We start from the raw sequence: 19758 nt of genomic DNA on the forward strand, positions 1-19758 counted from the left end.
CCGGGCCCGCACCTCAGGTCGAGCGTGCGTGTGCCCAGTCCCGGACCTGCAGCAGCGCTTGACGTCGCCATCGCCACAGCGGCGCGGTCTTCGTCCCGTCGTCCCGGTACGCGGGCGCGAGCATCCAGAGTTGCCGGCGACGCTGGCGGCCGGCCGCGTCCTGCCACTCCACGAAGCAGTCGTCGAGCACCGTGGTGATGCCGGCGCGCGGAGCGGTCCACGAGACCAGGAACCCGTCGTACCGCAGGGTGTCGTCGTCCAGCCGGATCGCGACCCGGGGCAGCCGGATGCACAGCCAGACGCCGCCGACCACGAACGCGACGCCGAGGACGGCGACGAACGCCCGTGCCGAGGCGCCGGGGACGAAGGCCACCGCGCCCACGGCGAGCCCGGTGCCGACCAGGACCGGCCCGAGCACCACGGCGGTCACCACCCGTTGCCACCGTGGCGCGCGGATCGCGGTGCTCATGCAGGAACGGCGAGGGTCTCGGTCACGCTCACGATCCTGCACCCCTGCGATCACGCGGCGGTCAGATTGCGCGGCGATCAGCTCGGGGGCGTCGACTCCATGACGTTCGCACCGGCGATGAACTGCCACGCGGCGTCGGCCCGCACGGCGGTGAAGGTGAGCACACCCGCGCTGTCGGGCACCACGAGCGTGGGGTCGGCGTCAGGGGCCTTCGCGAGTCGCCACGACAGCTGCACGACCGCGACGTCGGGCGCGACCTGGTGCTCGTCCACCCTGGTCGTCGTGAGCGCAGCGCCGCCCAGGCGGCTGGCGAACGCCGCCTGGTGGCCGTGTTCGATCCCCGACCGGCCGGACATGCGGATGCCGTAGATGTTGACGAACTCTGCATCGTCGGCGAACAGGGCAGCGAGTGCCCGGGCGTCGCCCTGGTTGAAGGACCGGACGAACGCGCGGGCCAGCTCGCCGGGACGGCTGTCGTCCGTTGCCGCGCGCGACGTCGAGGTGGACGTCGGAGCGTCGGGCACAGGGGACGCGGCGCAGCCGGCCAACCCCAGGGCGGAGACGATCAGGGTGGAGAGCGCGGTGGCCCGGACGACGGTGCGTGGCGTGGACATGGTCCCCCTCTGCTCGGATACTGTATTTCACAGTATCACCGGGGGGATCACGGGTCCAGCGCGTCCAGCGCGCGTTCGGCGACGCTGTTGCGGAGTCGGGCGGCCCGCCTCGCCCGGCGGATCGTCGGGCACATGACGACGGCAGCCCGTCGGGCCCCGTCACCAGATCGTGACCGTGCGCCTGTCGAGCTGCCGTCTGGCGTCGCGCCTGGCCGGCGCGGACGCTCACTCGCCGTCGAGCGCGTCCTTGGCCTTCTCGGTCTGCATGCGACCCTCGCCCATGACCTGGTCCTTCTGGCCCTGGTGCTTGAGCTCGGCGTCGTCGGTGTGCTCGCCGACGGCCTCCTCGACCTTGCCGACGATCTTCTGCGTGGCGTCCTTGGCCTTGTCTCCGAGCGACATGGTGGTTCCTTCCGGTGGGGGCATCACCGGGGACCCGATGGTGTGTCTCGGACAGTACGTGCACCCCTGTACCCCGCTCCCCAGGTCCGCGACGTGGACGGCGGAGCATGCTGATGGAACGGATGTCGTCCCAGCCCCGGACCGATCATCGGAGAACACGTGCACATCACCCGCCGCAACCTCCTCGTGGGGCTCGGTGCGCTCACGCTGCCCGCTGCCCTGGCGGGGTGTGGCTTCGTGCCGCAGGACACGGGTGGGCAGGACGACGCGGACACGCTCGCCTTCACCACCTGGGGGACCGACGCCGAGCTCGCCGGGTTCCGTTCCGCCATCGCCGCGTTCCAGCGTGCGTATCCCGGACGACGGGTCGCGTTGAACGCCGTCCCGTACGAGCAGATGTTCACGAACATCGACGCGCAGCTGCAGGCCGGCAACCCACCCGACGTCTTCCGGGTGCCGTACTACTCGTTCGGCGCCTACGCCGGGCGCGGGCAGTTGCTGGACCTGTCGCGGTCACTGAACGCCAGCGTGGGCGACCGGTTCACGGAGACGGCCTGGGCGGCAGTGCAGTCCGACGGTCGCCCGTTCGGTGTGCCCCACCACACGGACACGTCCGCGATCCTGGTCAACACCGACCTGATGCGGAAGGCCGGCATCACCGACCTGCCCCGGTCGGTGGACGAGGCGTGGACCTGGGACGAACTCGGCGACGTCGCGGGGAAGCTCCGCAACGGGCTGCCCGACGACGTCTACCCGTTCGCGTACAACTGGCAGGGCAACGGCGTGACCCGGTGGCTGAGCCTGCTGTTCCAGGCCGACGGGGCGTTCCTCGGGACCGACCAGAAGACCCCGCGGATCGACAGCGCAGCCGGCCGCGATGCCGTCGCCTTCGCCAAGAAGTTCTTCGACGAGCGGTGGGTGCCCGCGAACGACTCGATCAAGTCGGCGACCTACGCCAGTGACACCTGGTACCGCCAGCGGGTCGCGATGGTGTGGTCCGGAGCGTTCCAGATCCCCGACGCGGCGTCGACGCTCGACTTCCCGTGGACGGCAACCTACGCGCCCCGTCGTGACCGCGGTGGCAGCGACTTCGGCGGGAACGCGCTGGTCGCCACCGCGCAGACCACCAAGCCCGACCTGGCCGCCTCGTTCCTCGACTTCATCACCCGTCGGCCGCAGATGCAGGACTTCTGCCAGCGTGCGTCGCTGCTGCCCACCCGCCGCGACCTGGTCGACGGGGGACTGCGGTTCCGCGTGCGACCCGAGCTGACGGACGTGTTCGTCGACCAGGCGTCGGTCATCCAGCCCGAGGACGTCGCCCAGGTGGCCTCGCCCGACATGGCCGCCATCATCACCGTGCTGCAGAACGGCATCGAGGACGCGCTCGTCGGTGGCGTCGGAGCCGCCGAGACCGTCTCGCGCCTGCAGCGGGGCATCGCCGACGCCACCGGAGGCACCGCATGACCGCCGCGACCGATCGCCCGCTGCCGACGCGGCGGCCACGACGCTCCCGTTCCGCGCGACACGAGGAGCGGGCCGCGTACGCGTTCATCGCCCCGAACATGGTGCTGCTGGCGCTGTTCGTGCTGGTCCCGCTGGTCGGCGCCTTCGTCATCAGCTTCCAGCGCACGAACGGGTTCGGTGCCGCGGACTGGGTGGGGCTGGACAACTACCGACGGCTGCTCGGCGACGCGCTGTTCTGGCGGGCGCTGCTGAACACCGTCCTGTTCACGGTCCTGGTCACCCCGATCTCGATGGGGCTCGGGCTGCTGGCGGCACTGCTGCTCAACTCGGTGCTGCCGGCACGCGCGCTGTTCCGGTCGCTGCTCATCATGCCGATGGCCGTGTCCGGCGTCGCGACCGCCCTGATCGGGGTGCTCGTGTTCGACCAGAACTCGGGCGTGCTGGACGCGCTGCTCGGACTGGTCGGCGTCTCGCCCGTGCAGTGGCAGTCCGACCCCACCGCGGCGTTCGCCTCGGTGGTGCTCGTCACGATCTGGTGGCGCATCGGGTTCAACATGCTCATCTACCTGGCGGGTCTGCAGGGCATCGGACCGGAGCTGCCCGAGGCCGCCATGCTCGACGGCGCTGGCTGGACCCGGCGGTTGCGCTCGGTGACCGTGCCGCTGCTCGGTTCGTCGACGTTCTTCCTGACCGTGCTGAACGTCATCTACTCGTTCCAGGTGTTCGACATCGTGTTCGTGCTGACCGGGGGCGGGCCGCGGAACGCGACGTCGGTGCTCGTCACCTACGCCTACGACACCGGGTTCGTCACGCGCGACCAGGGGTACGCGGCGGCGATCGGCATGGTGCTGCTGTTGCTGGCGATCGTGTTCGCGATCGCCCAGTGGCGCGGCAGCCGCAACCGGGACCTCGCAGGATGAGCGCCCGCGCACGCCGGGCCCGCATCGGCCTCGCCGCCCGCACGGTCCTGGCGATCGTCGTGGCGGTGGTCATCATCGCGCCGCTGTACTGGATGGTCGTCGTCGCGTTCTCGCCACGCTCGGAGTTGCTCGGCGGCGTCGTGCGGTTCTTCCCCCGCACGCTCACGCTCGACAACCTCGACCGGGTGTTCGCGTCGTTCCCGGTCGTCGAGTGGCTCGGCAACTCGACCGCCATCGCGGTGTCGGTCGCCGTCCTGACGACGGCGATCAGTCTGCTCGCCGGGTACGCCTTCGCCCAGCTGCGGTTCCGCGGGTCGACCGTGCTGTTCTTCATCGCCCTGGCGACGCTCGCGGTGCCCGTGCAGGTGATCATGGTGTCGCTGTTCCGCATCGTCACCGGGATGCACCTGTACGGCACCTACTGGGCGGTGATCCTGCCGAGCGCTGCGTCGGCCTTCGGGGTGTTCCTGGCCCGGCAGTTCCTGCTCGGGATCCCGAAGGAGCTCATCGAGGCGGCGCGCATCGACGGGGCCGGGCACGCGGGCGTGTTCTTCCGCATCGTCCTGCCGATGGCCCGACCGCTCATCGCCGTGCTGTTCTTCATGAGCCTGCTGCAGGCGTGGAACGACTTCGCCTGGCCGCTGATCGCGCTGCGCGAGAACCGTCTGTTCACGCTGCCCATCGGGTTGCTGTACCTGCAGGGGCAGTTCAACTCAGACTACGGCGCCACGATGGCGTTCGCCCTGCTGGACGTGGTGCCGATCGTCGTCGTGTTCCTGCTGTTCCAGCGGTGGTTCGTGCAGGGCTTCGCGCGGAGCGGGATCCGGTAGCGCCGGGCGTACGAGGCGTGCACCCGGCGCCACGCGTCGGACCTCAGGGGACCAGGCGGTCCGAGCGGTAGCGGTCGAACAGGTCCGTGAAGGCCCGCTCGGTCCGCCGGTACCCGGTGAACCCGGCCTCGCGGCTCTTGCTCATGTCGGTGACGACCTCCATCGCCCGGCCGAGGTCGGCGTCGGTGTGCCACCAGGACGCCAGGCGGGTGATGTCCGGCTCGACCAGCCCGTGACGCGCCGCGATCGCCGGCCACGCCGACTCGTGGGGGGCCATCTGCTGCTCGAGCGGTCGGGGCGCGTCCTGGTACCCGACGACCCGCGCCGGGTCCACGCCGAGGTGTGCGGCCAGTCGTGGCCACATCCAGCGCCACCGGAACACGTCGCCGTTGACGATGTTGAACGGCTCGTCGGCACCCTCGGGCGACGTCGCCGCCCAGACCATGTGCTCGGCCAGCAGTCCGGCGTCGGTCATGTCGGTCAGGCCGTCCCACTGCGCCTCGCTGCCCGGGAACACGAAGTCCAGGTCGAGCTCCTTGGCCAGGGTCGCCTGCACCGCGATGGTCAGCCCCATGTTCATCGCGTTGCCGACGGCGTGGCCGATGACGGTGTGCGAGCGGTGCACCGACCACGTGAAGCCCTGGCGCGCGGCGGCGGCCATCAGCTCGTCCTCTTGCGCGTAGTAGAAGTTCGGGGTGTCGAGCCGCGGCTCCTCCTCGTGGAAGGGCGTGTCGGGCATCTCGCTCGCGGCGTAGGCCTCGAACGGGCCGAGGTAGTGCTTCAGGCCGGTGACCAGGGCGACGTGCTCGAGCGGCGCGTGGTCGAGCGCGGCGAGCAGGTCGCGCACCATCCCGCCGTTCACGGTGATGTTCTCGGCCTCGGTGGCCTGTCGCTGCCACGCGGTGAAGAAGACGTGCGTCGGCTGCTCGTCCGCCAGTGCGGTTCGGAGCGAGTCCGGGTCGCGCAGGTCCGCGGCGATGCCACGCACACCGTCACGCGTGCCGGCGCTCCGCGACAGGGCCGAGACCTGCCATCCGTCGGCGCTCAGCCGCTGCACGAGCGCCGAGCCGGTGATCCCGCTGGCGCCCACGACCAGGGCGCGGCGGTGGGGGAGGGTGGACTGCGGTGCGGTTGCGTCAGGAGTCATCCCGGCCGACAACACGTGTCGGCCGTGGTCTGTTCCCTCAGCGCGGACGACGGATCCGGATCGGGCCCTTCGCCGTGGACGGATCGACCACCGATCCCCCCTGCGTGATCTCGACCTCGCCCCGGGCGACCATCCGGCGGGCAGCACGGCGGGCGGGCTCCATCAGGTCGCGCCAGTCGTCGCCGCCGATCGCGCGCGCGGCATCGGACGGGCAGATGCTCGACGCGCGTGCCCGCGCATCGAGCAGCTCGGCGATCGTCCGTTCCAGGTCCCGGTCGGTGTCGTCGACCCGGTGCCGTCGGCAGGCGTCGGAACAGTACTTCGCGTCGGCCGCGGCGTTCGACGGCATCCGACGACCGCACGACGCGCAGGTGCGCTCGGCCTGCGCAGCGGCACTGCGCGCGGCATCGTCCTCGGTACGGATCGCTCGTCCCATGACCCCATCTTCGTCCGGCGGTGCTGCGGCACGTCCAGCTGGCACTGGCACGATCAGAGCAGTGACCCCCGACACCGCAGCAGTCCGTCCGCACGAACCGGAGTGGGTGCGCCACGTCATGTGGTGGCACGTCTACCCACTGGGCTTCGTCGGCGCCGATGTCCGTCCGGACACGTCCGTCGCAGACCGTGCGGTGGAGCACCGGCTCGACCGGATCACCCCCTGGCTCGACCACATCGTCGACCTCGGGCTGAACGGCCTGCTGCTCGGCCCGGTCTTCGCCAGTTCGACCCACGGCTACGACACGGTCGACCACCTGCAGATCGACCCGCGTCTGGGCGACGACGACGACTTCGACGCACTCGTCCGCGCCGCACACGACCGGGGCGTCCGTGTGCTGCTCGACGGCGTCTTCAACCACGTCGGCCGCGAGCACCCGGCGTTCCGTGCACTCGAGGCGCAGGGGCCGGACGCGCCCACCGCCGACCTGTTCGCCGTCGACTGGTCCGGGTGGCAGCCGGGGCAGCCCGTGCCGGTCGGCGACTTCGAGGGCCACGACATCCTGGTGGCGCTCGACCACGACACCCGCGCGACCGAGGACCTGGTGGTCGAGGTGATGACGCACTGGCTGGGACGCGGCGTCGACGGGTGGCGGCTCGACGCGGCGTACGCGGTCCCGCCGGCGTTCTGGGCGCGGGTGCTGCCGCGCGTGCGGGAGCGGTTCCCGGACGCCTGGTTCAGCGGCGAGGTCATCCACGGTGACGCGGCGGCGATCGTCACGGCGTCGACGATGGACTCGACGACGCAGTACGAACTGTGGCAGGGCATCTGGCACGGCATCGCGGACCGGAACTGCCACGAGCTCGCCCACGCGATCGAACGGCACGACGCCCTGCTGCCGACCTTCGTCCCGACGACGTTCGTGGGCAACCACGACGTCACCCGGATCGCCAGCGCCGTGGGGGAGCGGTTCGCCGGGCACGCCGCGGCGGTGCTGTTCACGGTCGCCGGTACGCCGATCGTCTACGCGGGCGACGAGTACGGCTGGACGGGTGTGAAAGAGGAACGCGAGGGTGGCGACGACGCCGTCCGACCCGAGTTCCCCGCGACACCGCCGACCGCCGACACGCTGACGCACGCGTACGAGGCGCTCGTCGCCCTGCGGCGTCGCGCACCCTGGCTGCACCGTGCCCACACCGACGTCACGCACCTGACGAACACGGCGGTCGTCCTGCGCACCGCGACGGCCGACGCCGCGGTGGTGACCGCCCTGAACCTGGGCGACGACCCCGTCGAGCTGCCCGTGGCCGACGCGACGCAGGTCGAGGCGGGCGGGGGCGACCTGCGGGGCGCGACCCTGCGCCTCCCGGCCGCCGGATGGGCCGTCCTGTCGGGCTGACGCCCGCCCCGCCCGCCCTCCCCACAACGCGAAAGCGACAGTTCGCCACCGATGTCCGGTGGCGAACTGTCGCTTTCGCGCGGAAGACGCGGCTCGCGCAGAGGACGCGCTGACCGCTACTTGCGCGCGGACGCCGCCCGGCGCTTGTTGAACACGTCGAACGCGACGGCGGCGAGCAGCACCAGGCCCTTGATGAGCGACTGGTACTCGGTGCCGACACCGAGGATCGACATGCCGTTGTTCAGCAGACCGATGATGAGACCACCGACGATGGCGCCCGGCACGGTGCCGATGCCGCCGGTGACGGCCGCACCACCGATGAACACGGCGGCGATGGCGTCGAGCTCGAAGCCGTTGCCGGCGCCCGGTGCCGCCAGGTTGAGCTGGCCCGTGAAGACCACACCCGCCAGTGCCGAGATGACGCCCATGTTCACGAAGAGCAGGAACGTGACGCGCTTGGTCTTCACGCCGGACAGCTGCGCGGCCAGGGCGTTGCCGCCGATCGCGTAGATGTGCCGACCGAACACCGCGCTGCGCATGACGACCGAGTAGATGACCACCAGGGCACCCAGGACGACGAGCACGATCGGGGTGCCGTTGTAGCTGGCGAGCAGCAGCGCCACGTAGATCACGAGCACCGCGCCGAACGCCGTCTTCACGATGAACCAGGCGAACGGCTCGCTCTCGAGCTGGTACTTGCGACGCGTCGCACGACCGCGGAAGGCCGTGATCACCATGACCGCCGCGGCCGCGAAGCCCAGGATCATCGTGAGCGGCTCGTACCCGCTGGTGCCGAACGACGGCAGGAAGCCGGAGCCCAGCGAGCGGAACCCGGTCGGGAAGGGCGAGATCTGCTGGTTCTGCAGGACGATCTGCGCCGCACCACGGAACGCGAGCATGCCCGCCAGGGTGACGATGAAGGCCGGGATCCCGAAGTAGGCGATCCAGAAGCCCTGCCAGGCACCGACCAGTGCACCGACCACCAGGCAGAGCACGACGGCGATGGGCCACGGGATGTGCCACTGCGTGATCATCACACCGGCCATGGCACCCGTGAAGGCGACGACCGAACCGACCGACAGGTCGATGTGGCCGGCGATGATGACCATCACCATGCCGATCGCCAGGATCAGGATGTAGCTGTTCTGCACGATCAGGTTCGAGACGTTGATCGGGGCGAGCGTGATGCCGTTCGTCGTCACCTGGAAGAAGATGACGATGACGATCAGCGCGATGAACAGGCCGATCTGTCGGAGCTGCCCGGTGAGGTAGCCGACGGCGGACTTAAGCGCGTTCATTGACAGGGGTCTCCCGTTCCTGGGTCATGTACTGCATGAGGACCTCGGGCGTGGCCTCGGAGCGGGGCACGTCAGCGGTGATGGTGCCCTCGGACAGGGTGTAGATGCGGTCGCAGATGCCGAGGAGCTCGGGGAGCTCGGAGGAGATGACGATGACGCCCTTCCCCTGGTCTGCGAGCTGGTTGATGATCGTGTAGATCTCGTACTTCGCGCCGACGTCGATGCCACGCGTGGGCTCGTCGAGGATCAGCACGTCGGGGTCGGCGTACATCCACTTGGACAGCACGACCTTCTGCTGGTTCCCGCCGGAGAGCTTCCCCGTCACGACGTCGACGTTCGGCGCCTTGATGTTGAGGCTCTTGAGGAACTGCGACGCCACGGTGGTCTCTTCGGACGCGTTGACGAAGCCCCACTTGGCGAGCTTGCCGAGCGCCGACCCGGAGACGTTCCGCTTGATGTCGTCGATCAGGTTCAGGCCGTAGCGCTTGCGGTCCTCGGTGACGTAGGCGATGCCGTTGTCGATCGCCTGCGAGACCGTGTGCGTCTTGATCTGCTGGCCGCGCTTGTACACGGTGCCGCTGATGCCGGTGCCGTAGGACTGCCCGAACACGCTCATCGCGAGTTCGGTGCGCCCGGCGCCCATCAGGCCCGCGATGCCGACGACCTCGCCGGCACGGACGCTGAGGTTGGCCTGGTGGATGATCTCGCGCGAGGAGTCGAGCTGGTGGTGCACGGTCCAGTCCTCGATCCGCAGGAGCTCCTCGCCGATGACGGGTGCTTCGCGCTCGGGGTACCGGTTCGACAGGTCACGACCGACCATCCCGCGGATGATCCGGTCCTCGGACACGTCGTCGGCGTGCATGTCGAGCGTCTCGATGGTCTTGCCGTCGCGGATGATCGTGACCTTGTCCGCGATCGCCTTGATCTCGTTGAGCTTGTGGCTGATGATGATCGCCGTCATGCCCTCGGCCTGCAGCGTGCGGATCAGCTCGAGCAGGTGCGCCGAGTCGTCGTCGTTCAGGGCAGCGGTCGGCTCGTCGAGGATGAGCAGCTTGACCTTCTTGGACAGGGCCTTCGCGATCTCGACCAGCTGCTGCTTGCCGACACCCAGGTCCACGATCTTGGTGACCGGGTTGTCCTTGAGCCCGACGCGCTTGAGCAGCTCGGCGGCCGTCAGGTTCGTCTTGTTCCAGTCGATGAAGCCGCCCTTGGACTGCTCGTTGCCGAGGAAGATGTTCTCGGCGATCGACAGGAAGGGGCTCAGCGCGAGCTCCTGGTGGATGATCACGACGCCCGAGGCCTCGGAGTCGTTGATGTCGGAGAACGACACGGGCTTGCCGTCGAGCAGGATCTGGCCGTCGAAGGAGCCGTGCGGGTACACGCCCGACAGCACCTTCATCAGCGTCGACTTGCCGGCGCCGTTCTCGCCGCAGATCGCGTGGACCTGTCCGCGTTCGACCGCGATCGAGACCCCCTGCAGGGCCTTGACGCCGGGGAACGTCTTCGTGATGTCCCGCATCTCGAGGATGGTGTCCGCCATGTGGACGCCTTTCCGTCGTGCGCGCTGGGCGCGCTGGTGGAGACGGACAGGAGGCGCGGTGCGAGCGTGCGCCGCGCCTCCTGTCCGTGAGATGGGCCCTGACTACTTCAGGTCGGCTTCGGTGTAGTAGCCCGAGTCGATGAGGACTGCCTTGTAGTTGTCCTTCGTGACGACCGTCGGCTGGAACAGGTAGGTCGGGACGACCTTGACCTTGTTGTCGTAGCTCTTGGTGTCGTTGACCTCGGGCTTCTTGCCGGTGAGCAGGTCCTCCGCCATGGTGACGGACTGCTTGGCCAACTTGCGCGTGTCCTTGTAGATGGTCGAGTACTGCTGACCGGCGATGATCGACTTGACCGAGGCGGCCTCGGCGTCCTGGCCCGTGATGATCGGGAGGGGACGGTCACTGGTGCCGTAGCCGGCGCCCTGCAGAGCCGAGATGATGCCGATCGACATGCCGTCGTAGGGCGAGAGCACGCCGTTCAGCGTGGTGCCGCCCGAGTAGGACTTGGCGATCAGGTTCTGCATGCGGGACTTGGCGGTCGCCGGGTCCCACTGCTGCGTCGCGGCCTGCGAGAGCTGGTCCTGGCCGGACTGGATCTTCAGCGTGCCGTCGGCGATGTACGGCTTCAGGGTCTCCATCGCGCCGTTGAAGAAGAAGCTCGCGTTGTTGTCGTCGAGCGAGCCGGCGAAGACCTCGATGTTGAAGGGGCCCTTCTTGCCGGTCTTCTTGCCGTCGGCGTCCAGGACACCCAGGCCCGTCAGCAGGCTGTTCGCCTGGTCGACGCCGACCTTCTCGTTGTCGAACGACACGTAGTAGTCGACGTTCTTGTTGCCCGTCAGCAGGCGGTCGTAGGAGATCACCTTGATGCCGGCCTTGGCGGCGGCGTCGAGCTGGTCGGAGAGCGCGCCACCGTCGATCGACGCGATGATCAGGACCTTCGCGCCCTTGGTGATCATGTTGCTGACCTGTTGGGCCTGCTGCTGGACCTTGTTGTCCCCGTACTCCAGGTCGACCTTGTAGCCGGCCTTCTCGAGGTCGCTCTTGACGGCGTTGCCGTCCTTGATCCAGCGCTCGGAGACCTTGGTCGGCATGGCGACGCCCACCAGGGCGCCCTTGTTGTCGGTGGAGCTGCCGGTGTCGGCGGCACCACGGCCGCCGGCGGAGCAACCGGCGAGTGCGATCGCGATGCCGAGGGCGGCGACGCCCGCGACGATCCTGCGCTTCATCATCGAAGTACCTCATGTTCCCGTCACGTCGACATCGACGTGAGCTGTGTGACGTCGGCTGCTGTGCCGTTGTCGGAGATGTGATCGCTCGGAGTGAGCGCTCACATACTGGGCTTTGTGTCACGCCCTGTCAACTCAGGACATGAGCGATCTGCAAGGGCGCGCCGGTCACGCCGGGCGGTACGGTTGCCCGATGACGACCACGGCGGCCGCGAACGGCAAGGGGCGGAAGGCTCCGACGATCTTCGACGTCGCCGAACGTGCGGGGGTGTCGCACCAGACCGTCTCCCGCGTGATCAACGGGGACCCGACCGTCCGCGACCACTTCCGCTCGCGTGTCACGACCGCCGTCGCCGAGCTCGGGTACCGCCCGCGCGCGGCTGCCCGGGCGCTCGCCGGCGGTCGCAGCAAGGCCCTCGGACTGGTGACAGCCGGCGATGCGCTCTACGGACCTTCCAGCACCGCGATCGGGTTCGAGCGCGCCGCCCGACACGCCGGCTACCACGTGCTGCTGTCGACGCTGCCCGAGGACCCGCGCCCGAACGACCTGTCGAACGCGCTCACCACGCTGCTGGCGCAGGACGTCGCCGCGGTCGTGCTCGTCGCCGCCGACAACCGCGTGCTCGACTCGCTCGCGTCGCTGACCGTGCCGGTCGACGTGCCCGTGGTCGTGTCGAACGCGGTGCAGCGGGATGCCCGGCGCGCCGAACGGCTGCCCACGGTGGCGGCCGTCGCGATCGACCAGGCCGCCGGCACCCGGATGGCGATGCGGCACCTGTTCGACCGTGGGTACCGCCGCATCGTGCACATCGCGGGGCCGACCGTGTCACAAGAGGCCGAGGTGCGCCGGGCGACCTACCTCGAGGTGATGACCGGCGCCGGACTCGAACCCGTGGTGCTCGACGGCGACTGGACCCCGGTGAGCGGGTTCGCGGCCGCCCGGACCCTCGACACCACCGCGGTCGACGCGGTGTTCTGCGGGAACGACCAGATGGCGCTCGGGGTGCTGCACGCCTTCGCGGACGACGGGCTGCGCGTGCCGGACGACATCGCCGTGGTCGGTTTCGACGACATCCCCGAGGCGGCGCACTTCACCCCGCCACTGACCACCGTCCGGCAGGACTTCAAGGCGATGGGGGAGCAGGTGCTCGCCACCGCCCGGTCGCTGGTCGAGGGTGAGCCGCTCGACGAGATCCTGCTGCAGCCCGAGCTCGTGGTGCGGCGCTCGGCGTAGCGCGAGGTTGATGCGCGGCGCGAGGTTGACCGCGTGGTGCGCGGTGCGAGGTTGCTGCGCGGTGCGAGGTTGACCGCGTGGTGCGCGGTGCGAGGTTGACCGCGTGGTGCGCGCTTGTTCCGCGGCACCGGGCGGCCAACCTCGCACCAGCGGCGAAGCTCGCACGGTGCTCGGTCGGTCCGAGATCAACACGGCGCCGCACCGTGCCGCGAACCCCGCACCGTGCGCGCCCGGCGTCAGCCCTTCAGCGCCCCGGACGACAGGCCCGCGACGTAGAACCGCTGCAGCCCGATGTAGAGCGCGATGCACGGGATCATCGCCACGACCGACCCCGCCACCAGGTTGCCGTACGACACCTGCCCGTAGGCACCCGTCTGCAGGTTGAGCAGCGCGACCGGCAGCGTGTACAGCGAGTCCTTCGTCAGGAACGTCAGCGCCCCGAGGAACTCGGTCCACGAGGCCAGGAACGCGTACAGCGCCGCGGTGGCCGCACCGGGCAGCAGCAGCGGGCGGAGCACCGACACGACGACCCGGAAGCGCGACGCACCGTCGACGAACGCGGAGTCCTCGAGTTCGGTGGGCACCGACTCGAACGCGTTCCGCATCACGAACACCCCGAAGGGCAGGTTCACCGTCGTGTAGAAGAGCACCAGCCCGAGCAGCGAGTTCGTCAGCTTCAACGCGTTCATCTCGAGGTACAGCGGCGTCAGGATCGCCTGGAACGGCACCATCATCGTGAGCAGGACCAACCCGAACACGAGCCCTGCGCCGCGGAACCGGAAGCGGGCGAACCCGTACCCGGCCATCGTCGCCAGGACCGCGGTCAGGACGGCCGTCGACACCGACACGATCAGCGAGTTCAGGACGCCGGTCAGCAGGTGCGACGACGACCCGAACACGGCCGCGAAGTTCTGCCACCCGAGTCGGAAGAACGTCGCCGGGTCCGGCGCCGCGGTGATGACGGCCTCGGGCTGGAACGCCCGCAGGATCGCCCAGACCAGCGGGACGCCGAACACCAGCGCCGCTCCGATGCCGGCGATGGCGTACAGGGTGCGCTTGACCACGGTGTCGCGGGGGTGCTGCACGCTGCCCTGGTGGTGTCGGCGGCGTCGGCCGGGGTCGGTGGTCAGCGTGCGGGTCGAGGCGTCGGGCACGGGTGCGACGGCACGGGAGGTGGTGGTGCTCATGGCGTCAGTCCTTCTCTCGGAGTGCCCAGAACTGGAACAGGGTGACCGCCGCGATGACCACGACGAGCGCGATCGACTCGGCCGTGGCGGCGCCGAGCTGCAGGTTCACGAACCCGCGGTTGTAGATCGCGTTGACGATCGTCGTGGTCTCGGTACCGGGGCCGCCCTGCGTCAGGATGTAGAACTGGTTGAACGCGAGCAGCGAGCCGATCACCGAGATGATCACGCTCAGCGCGATCGTCTGGCGGATCATCGGCAGCGTGATCAGGCGCTCGGTCTGCCACCACGACGCGCCCTCGAGCTGCGCGGACTCGTAGACCTCGTCGGGGATGCCCTGCATGGCGGACATCAGCAGCACCATCGTCAGCCCGGACACCGCCCACACGACCAGGACGCAGATCAGCCCGGTCGCGAGCGGGCCGTTGACCAGCCACGCGGTGCTGCCGTCGGTGATGTGCAGCGCCTTCAGCACGATGTTGACGGCGCCGGACCCCGGCTGCGCCTCGAGCACGAGCATGAAGCTCAGGGTGGTCAGGCCGACGACGTACGGCAGGAAGAAGACCGTCCGCAGCAGGGTCGAGCCGCGGCGTCGTGCTCGGACCAGGATCGCCAGGAAGTACCCGAGCACCAGGATCGGCACGGTCACGATCGCCGTGTACAGCAGCGTGTACCCGATCGCGTGCACGAAGGTCGGGTCCTGGAACAGCGTCGCGTAGTTCTGCAGCCCGATGAACCGGTACGGGCCGATCAGCGGCCAGTTGGTGAACGAGATGTACAGCGCGAACAGCAGCGGCACCAGGACGAACACGGCGACGAACAGGATCGCCGGGGTGACGAGCAGCGCACCGGCGCGCGGCGGGTGCGTGAGGGAGTTCCGTGACGGGCCGGAGCCGCGACCGAGGGGTCGACGGCCGACGGCCGAGCGCTTCGCCGAGATGGTCGACATGACGTGCACCTCTCTGTGCAGCGGGTGGAACCGGGTGGAACGGGGTGGTCCGGGACGGATCGACGGCCGGACCGGGGCTCGGTCAGGCCTGGACCTGGTCGAGGATCCGCTGGTAGTCGGACTCGGCGGTGCGCATGGCGCCGGACACGCCGTCGCCGAACACGGCTTCGCGGAACATCGCGAAGTACGGCGACGACGGCTGGTTGACCAGCAGGTTGTACGCCAGGGTGCGCGGCGCGTACCCCTTGTCGATCGCATCGAGCGGTCCGGACGCCAGCGGGAACTGCTTGCGGTACGCCGGCGTCGCGGCGTCGGCCCTGGTGGGGAAGTACCCGCCGTCCGGCAGCAGCTGCTGTTGCTGGAGCGAGTTCGCGTACTGCATGAAGGCCCACCCGCCGGACGGGTTCGCCGCACCGTTCGGGATGCACATGTTGTCGCCGCCATCGAAGAACGACCGGCGACCGTCCGCGCTCGGGATGAGGACCGTGCGCATCTTCGCCCGCATCGCCTTCGTCGCGGCCGGCACCGCGGCGCCGTACGACGTCGGCATGATCCCGACCTTCCCCGCACGGAAGTCGGCTCCCCAGGTGGTGCCGGCATCCGAGAACGTCGCTCGGCTGAGCGAGCCGTCCTTCCACAGCTTCCGGTAGAACTCGAGCATCTGTGTCAGTGCGTCGTTGCCGGTGATGTTCGCGCGCTGCTTCCCGACCTCGCCGGACATCATGTCGACGCCGGTGGCCCACACGTGCGGCTGGGTGACGAAGCCGATGATCCCGGCCGAGTTGCCCGCGATCGTCCACCCGTACACGTCGTCGCCGGTCTTCCGGATGCGCTTCGCCGCGTCGGCCAGGCTGTCGAGGTCCTTCGTGGCGTCCTCGACGTCGAGCCCGGCCCGCTCGAACAGCTCGGTGTTGACGAACAGCTGCGAGTTGTCGGCCAGGTAGGGCAGCCCGTACAGCCGGTCGCGGTACTCCAGCAGCCGCAGGTGCCCCGTCGACAACTCGTCGAAGTAGTCCAGGCCCTTGACCACGTCGGTCAGGTCGGCGAACGCTTCGCGGAAGATGAACAGCTGCGAGTTGATGTCGTCGAGGTCGACGACGTCCGGCGGCTCGCCCCCGCGGATGGCCGTCGCGAGCTTGGTCACGTACTGGCCGTCCGGCACCGGGGTCAGCTCGACCTGCAGCTTCGGGTTGCTCTTGTTGAAGCCCGCGACGGCACTGGTCAGGCCGGCCTGGGTGGCCGCGCGGCACCAGACGTGCACGGTTCCGGTGGCCCGGACGCCGAACCCGGCGACCTGCGCGTCCACCTTGGGCAGGGTGCCGGAGCACCCCGCCAGCATCAGTGCTGCTCCGCCGGCGAGGCCGCCGGCCAGGAACACTCTGCGGTCCACGGCGGTGCCTAGGCGTCCAGCGGGAGCCAGACCCGCATCGGGACGGCACCGCGGTTGGCCCACGCGTAGTACGGGATCGCGACGGCCGTGACGGACTGGAGGCCCGGCTCGGCCCCGCCGCCACCGCTCGCGTCGTCGACGCTGGTCGCGGTGCGGGCCGCACCCGCGCCTCCCGTCCCGGTCGCCGTGTCGAGACGGCGGTACGGCCATGCCGCCTGGGGGTGTCCCGCCGGTGCGTGTGCCGGGATCCGCAGGGTCACGACGCCGTCGAGCAGGTCGTCGCGGGGGGCCTCGGTGATCACGGCGCCGGGGTCGATCGTCAGGTCGTCGACCGTGAAGCCGTCCTGGTCGGGTTGTTCGACCGCGTAGACGAGCGGTCCGCGTTCGATCGCGACCTGTCCGCGCGCCGCGTCGATGCGGGTGTCGGCGACGTAGCGGTGCGGGGTGGTGTCGAAGACGACCTCGACCGTGTCGCCGACCTGCCAGTCCCGCTCGACGGTGTGCAGCGTGCCCGCAGTGGGGTGCTCGGTCGTGCCGTCGACGGTGACCGTCGTCGTGTCGGACCACGCCGGCACCCGGATGCCGAGCGCGAGCGGGCCCGCCTGCGTCACGGTGATCCGCACCGTGCCGTCGTGGGGGTAGCCCGTCTCGACGGACACCGGACCCAGGTCGGCGGTGGCGTACTGGTGCAGCTGGAGACCGCCGTCGGTCGCCGTCGCCAGGTAGCCGTCCAGGCTGGCGAAGGTCCTCATGATGTTGGGCGGGCAGCACGCGCAGTCGAACCAGCCGCGGCGTCCGTGGGCGGGGGAGCGGTTCTCGTCGGCGTGTGCGTGGTCGCGGTGCTGCAGCGGGTTGACGTAGAAGTACTCGGTGCCGGCCAGGCTGACGCCGGGCAGGAACGCGTTGTACAGCAGCCGCTCGACCGCGTCGGCGTACTCGGGCTTGCCGGTCGCCAGCAGCAGGCGCCAGGCCCACTGCACGCCACCGATCGCCGCGCAGGTCTCGGCGTAGCCACGGTCGGTCGGCAGCTCGTACGGGTCACCGAACGCCTCGAAGTCCCAGCGCGCGCCGAGGCCGCCCGTGATGAACGCCTTGGTCGCCATCATGTCGGCGAACTGGCGCTCGCTCGCGGCCAGCAGCTCGGCGTCACCGGTCTCGATCGCGACGTCGACGGCGCCGGCGGCCAGGTACACGGCACGGACCGCGTGGCCCTCGACCGTCGTGGCCTGGCGGTTCGGCACCCGGTCGGAGAAGTAGGTCGGTTCGCCGCCGGCGCGCTCGATGATGCCGTGTCCGCGGGCGTCGACGAACCAGTGCGCCAGGTCGAGGTAGGCGCGGGTGCCGGTCTCGCGGTACAGCTCGACCAGGCCCATCTCGACCACGGGGTGCCCGTCGATGTCGCGCACCTGGTCGGGGCCGTCGCCGAAGGTCCGCACCAGGTGGTCGGCGTTCTTCGTCGCGACGTCGAGCAGGGCCGTCTCACCGGTTGCCCGGGACTGCGCCACGGCCGCCTGCATGAGGTGGCCGGCGCAGTACATCTCGTGGCTCCACTTGAGGTCCGTGTACCGCGCGCCGTCGAAGCGGACCTGCTGCACGGAGTCGATGTAGCCGTCGTCCGCCTGCGCCGCGGCGATGAGCGCGGTGACCTCGTGCTGAAGGTCGCGCAGGTCATCGGCGGGTTCGCGCCCGAGCTCCCAGGCGACCGCCTCGAGCCACTTGTAGACGTCGGAGTCCATGAAGATCGGCCCGACGACCTCGCCCTGCTCGGTGCCGGCGGCGATCCGCAGGTTCCGGAAGTTGCCCGCCGTCTCGAGCTGGCGGTACCCGTCGCGGACGGCATCGCGACCGTTGCGCTGCTGACGCAGGTGCCAGAAGCCGCCGGTGATCCGCGCGTGGCCCGCAGGCAACGGTCGGAACCTCAGGTGCGCGCCCGCCGTCGGCAGGACCGGGGTCGCGGTGCGGGCACGGTGCTCGGTCGCGAGGGTGGTGCTCATGTCGTCTCCTGCTGTCGTCGTTGACACGGTCCGCTTGTCGCGGAAAACGCTTTCTGGGTGGAACGCTACGACAGGCACCTTCGGGGCGCAAGGGCGAATCGCCCGGATGATCGTATGATCGTCATCGCGACGCCGATCCGGAAAGGAGTTGCCGTGACGCTTGAGCGACCCGTGCGGATCACCGACGTGGCAGCGCTCGCCGGGGTGTCGATCGGTACCGCGTCGAAGGCGCTGAACGGCACCGGGCAACTCCGTGACGCCACGCGGGAACGGGTGAAGGACGCCGCCGAGCGACTCGGGTTCGTCGGGGACGCCCGGGCCCGCGCGCTGGCATCGGGACGGACCTACACGGTGGGCATGATCACCACCGACTCGTTCGGCCGGTTCTCGATCCCGGTGCTGCTCGGCGCCGAGGACGTCCTGTCCGCCGGGCAGATGGCCGTGCTGCTGTGCGACACCCGTGACGACCACGTGCGCGAGACCCACTACCTGCGCTCGCTGGTCGCCCGCGGGGTCGACGGCATCATCGTCACCGGCCGCTCCGCCGACGCCCGCCCACCCATCGACGTGTCGATCCCGGTCGTCTACGCGTTCACGCCCTCGACGGACCCCGCCGACGTGTCGGTCACGCTCGACGACACCCACGGTGCGGGCCTGGTGGCGTCACACCTGCTGACGCTCGGGCGGCGCGACGTGGCGATCGTGACCGGCCCGGCCCGGCACAGCTCCGCGTCCCGCCGCGTCGAGGGGGCGTCCCGGGCGCTCGGGTCATCGCTCGTCGCGCCCCCGCTGTACGGCGAGTGGTCGGAGCGGTGGGGTCGGCAGGCGGTCGACGTGCTGGTGCGCGGCGGGGTGCGGGTGGACGGGATCGTGTGCGGGTCGGACCAGATCGCGCGCGGCGTGTGCGACCGGCTGCGGGAGCTCGGACGGTCCGTCCCACAGGACGTCGCCGTGACCGGGTTCGACGACTGGGACGTGATGGCTCTGTCGAGCCGGCCGCCACTGACGACGGTCGACCTGCGGCTCGAGGAGCTCGGTCGGGTCGCCGGGCAGGCCCTGCTCGACCTGATCGAGGGCTCCACCGCTCGGTCCGCCGTCGTGACCCCGTCGCTCGTGCTGCGCGAGAGCACCCTCGGCACCTGACGCGCGCGGGCCTGCGCCGTCTCGTGGTCCCCGAGGTCGCCCCGTCCCGCCCTCGCCCCGCGCCGCGCCGCCCTCGCCCGTCCCGGCGCCCCTCGCCCCCTTCTCGAGTGGTCGCAAC

Annotated in this window: 18 protein-coding genes; 6 read left to right on the forward strand and 12 right to left on the reverse strand. The window is 70.0% G+C overall.

Going from position 1 to position 19758, the window contains the following annotated elements:
- Positions 1–13 precede the first annotated feature (13 nt).
- The 3 genes from MT346_RS10570 to MT346_RS10580 form a co-directional block, all read right to left on the reverse strand.
- Positions 14–469 carry a hypothetical protein gene (locus tag MT346_RS10570; RefSeq protein WP_243563028.1) on the reverse strand — a complete coding sequence of 152 codons (456 nt, stop codon included), beginning with the start codon at positions 467–469 and terminating at the stop codon, positions 14–16.
- Positions 470–546: 77 nt separating this feature from the next.
- The gene (locus tag MT346_RS10575; RefSeq protein ID WP_243563029.1) at positions 547–1083 is read right to left on the reverse strand and encodes an SgcJ/EcaC family oxidoreductase; all 537 of its coding nucleotides are present in this window, start codon (positions 1081–1083) and stop codon (positions 547–549) included.
- Positions 1084–1308: 225 nt separating this feature from the next.
- Entirely contained in the window at positions 1309–1485 is a 177-nt protein-coding gene (locus MT346_RS10580) for a CsbD family protein (protein ID WP_243563030.1), read from the reverse strand.
- 159 nt (positions 1486–1644) lie between these two features.
- Here MT346_RS10580 and MT346_RS10585 point away from each other — a divergent pair, with 159 nt between their 5' ends.
- The 3 genes from MT346_RS10585 to MT346_RS10595 are packed head-to-tail and all read left to right on the forward strand — an operon-like array spanning position 1645 to position 4699.
- Positions 1645–2949 carry an ABC transporter substrate-binding protein gene (locus MT346_RS10585; protein WP_243563031.1) on the forward strand — a complete coding sequence of 435 codons (1305 nt, stop codon included), beginning with the start codon at positions 1645–1647 and terminating at the stop codon, positions 2947–2949.
- A complete protein-coding gene (locus MT346_RS10590; protein ID WP_243563032.1) occupies positions 2946–3869 on the forward strand; it encodes a carbohydrate ABC transporter permease in 924 nt (307 codons plus the stop codon). Before MT346_RS10585 ends, MT346_RS10590 begins: the two co-directional genes overlap by 4 nt.
- Positions 3866–4699: a carbohydrate ABC transporter permease gene (locus MT346_RS10595; RefSeq protein WP_243563033.1), complete on the forward strand. Its 834-nt coding sequence runs from the start codon at positions 3866–3868 to the stop codon at positions 4697–4699. Before MT346_RS10590 ends, MT346_RS10595 begins: the two co-directional genes overlap by 4 nt.
- A gap of 43 nt (positions 4700–4742) precedes the next feature.
- On the opposite strand, the gene MT346_RS10600 is transcribed toward MT346_RS10595, so the two are convergent.
- On the reverse strand, positions 4743–5846 hold the full coding sequence (locus MT346_RS10600; RefSeq protein WP_243563034.1) for an SDR family oxidoreductase: 1104 nt from the start codon (positions 5844–5846) through the stop codon (positions 4743–4745).
- Positions 5847–5883: 37 nt separating this feature from the next.
- On the reverse strand, positions 5884–6282 hold the full coding sequence (locus tag MT346_RS10605) for a DUF3253 domain-containing protein (RefSeq protein WP_243563035.1): 399 nt from the start codon (positions 6280–6282) through the stop codon (positions 5884–5886).
- Positions 6283–6343: 61 nt separating this feature from the next.
- Between MT346_RS10605 and MT346_RS10610 the strand changes: the two genes are divergently transcribed.
- Entirely contained in the window at positions 6344–7681 is a 1338-nt protein-coding gene (locus MT346_RS10610; protein ID WP_243563036.1) for an alpha-amylase family glycosyl hydrolase, read from the forward strand.
- Between the two features lie 116 nt (positions 7682–7797).
- On the opposite strand, the gene mmsB is transcribed toward MT346_RS10610, so the two are convergent.
- The 3 genes from mmsB to chvE all read right to left on the reverse strand — a co-directional run bounded on the left by mmsB (position 7798) and on the right by chvE (position 11749).
- Complete coding sequence (mmsB, locus tag MT346_RS10615) at positions 7798–8979, reverse strand: multiple monosaccharide ABC transporter permease (protein ID WP_243563037.1); 1182 nt, start codon at positions 8977–8979, stop codon at positions 7798–7800.
- Complete coding sequence (mmsA, locus tag MT346_RS10620; RefSeq protein WP_243563038.1) at positions 8966–10519, reverse strand: multiple monosaccharide ABC transporter ATP-binding protein; 1554 nt, start codon at positions 10517–10519, stop codon at positions 8966–8968. The genes mmsB and mmsA overlap by 14 nt, the downstream gene beginning before the upstream one ends.
- Positions 10520–10621: 102 nt before the next feature.
- Positions 10622–11749 (reverse strand): multiple monosaccharide ABC transporter substrate-binding protein, encoded by a 1128-nt coding sequence (gene chvE / locus MT346_RS10625; protein ID WP_243563039.1) that lies wholly within the window; start codon positions 11747–11749, stop codon positions 10622–10624.
- A gap of 190 nt (positions 11750–11939) precedes the next feature.
- Between chvE and MT346_RS10630 the strand changes: the two genes are divergently transcribed.
- Complete coding sequence (locus MT346_RS10630; protein ID WP_243563040.1) at positions 11940–12980, forward strand: substrate-binding domain-containing protein; 1041 nt, start codon at positions 11940–11942, stop codon at positions 12978–12980.
- A 236-nt stretch (positions 12981–13216) separates the two neighbouring features.
- On the opposite strand, the gene MT346_RS10635 is transcribed toward MT346_RS10630, so the two are convergent.
- From MT346_RS10635 to MT346_RS10650, 4 genes are all read right to left on the reverse strand, one after another.
- A complete protein-coding gene (locus MT346_RS10635; protein ID WP_243563041.1) occupies positions 13217–14167 on the reverse strand; it encodes a carbohydrate ABC transporter permease in 951 nt (316 codons plus the stop codon).
- Between the two features lie 4 nt (positions 14168–14171).
- A complete protein-coding gene (locus tag MT346_RS10640) occupies positions 14172–15113 on the reverse strand; it encodes a carbohydrate ABC transporter permease (RefSeq protein WP_243563042.1) in 942 nt (313 codons plus the stop codon).
- A gap of 82 nt (positions 15114–15195) precedes the next feature.
- Positions 15196–16503, reverse strand: coding sequence for a sugar ABC transporter substrate-binding protein (locus tag MT346_RS10645; protein ID WP_243563043.1), 1308 nt, complete (start codon positions 16501–16503; stop codon positions 15196–15198).
- A gap of 8 nt (positions 16504–16511) precedes the next feature.
- The gene (locus MT346_RS10650) at positions 16512–18497 is read right to left on the reverse strand and encodes a glycoside hydrolase family 127 protein (RefSeq protein ID WP_243563044.1); all 1986 of its coding nucleotides are present in this window, start codon (positions 18495–18497) and stop codon (positions 16512–16514) included.
- Between the two features lie 153 nt (positions 18498–18650).
- On the opposite strand from MT346_RS10650, the gene MT346_RS10655 reads away from it, so the two are divergent.
- On the forward strand, positions 18651–19640 hold the full coding sequence (locus tag MT346_RS10655; protein ID WP_243563045.1) for a LacI family DNA-binding transcriptional regulator: 990 nt from the start codon (positions 18651–18653) through the stop codon (positions 19638–19640).
- Positions 19641–19758: the final 118 nt, after the last annotated feature.

Origin of the sequence: Curtobacterium sp. VKM Ac-2922 (assembly GCF_022815645.1) — a bacterium.
Lineage (GTDB): Bacteria > Actinomycetota > Actinomycetes > Actinomycetales > Microbacteriaceae > Curtobacterium.

Coding starts and splice junctions, on each gene's coding strand:
- MT346_RS10570 (WP_243563028.1), bottom strand. CDS start 469: ATGAGCACCGCGATCCGCGCGCCACGGTGGCAACGGGTGGTGACCGCC.
- MT346_RS10575 (WP_243563029.1), bottom strand. CDS start 1,083: ATGTCCACGCCACGCACCGTCGTCCGGGCCACCGCGCTCTCCACCCTG.
- MT346_RS10580 (WP_243563030.1), bottom strand. CDS start 1,485: ATGTCGCTCGGAGACAAGGCCAAGGACGCCACGCAGAAGATCGTCGGC.
- MT346_RS10590 (WP_243563032.1), top strand. CDS start 2,946: ATGACCGCCGCGACCGATCGCCCGCTGCCGACGCGGCGGCCACGACGC.
- MT346_RS10595 (WP_243563033.1), top strand. CDS start 3,866: ATGAGCGCCCGCGCACGCCGGGCCCGCATCGGCCTCGCCGCCCGCACG.
- MT346_RS10600 (WP_243563034.1), bottom strand. CDS start 5,846: ATGACTCCTGACGCAACCGCACCGCAGTCCACCCTCCCCCACCGCCGC.
- MT346_RS10605 (WP_243563035.1), bottom strand. CDS start 6,282: ATGGGACGAGCGATCCGTACCGAGGACGATGCCGCGCGCAGTGCCGCT.
- mmsB (WP_243563037.1), bottom strand. CDS start 8,979: ATGAACGCGCTTAAGTCCGCCGTCGGCTACCTCACCGGGCAGCTCCGA.
- mmsA (WP_243563038.1), bottom strand. CDS start 10,519: ATGGCGGACACCATCCTCGAGATGCGGGACATCACGAAGACGTTCCCC.
- chvE (WP_243563039.1), bottom strand. CDS start 11,749: ATGATGAAGCGCAGGATCGTCGCGGGCGTCGCCGCCCTCGGCATCGCG.
- MT346_RS10630 (WP_243563040.1), top strand. CDS start 11,940: ATGACGACCACGGCGGCCGCGAACGGCAAGGGGCGGAAGGCTCCGACG.
- MT346_RS10635 (WP_243563041.1), bottom strand. CDS start 14,167: ATGAGCACCACCACCTCCCGTGCCGTCGCACCCGTGCCCGACGCCTCG.
- MT346_RS10640 (WP_243563042.1), bottom strand. CDS start 15,113: ATGTCGACCATCTCGGCGAAGCGCTCGGCCGTCGGCCGTCGACCCCTC.
- MT346_RS10650 (WP_243563044.1), bottom strand. CDS start 18,497: ATGAGCACCACCCTCGCGACCGAGCACCGTGCCCGCACCGCGACCCCG.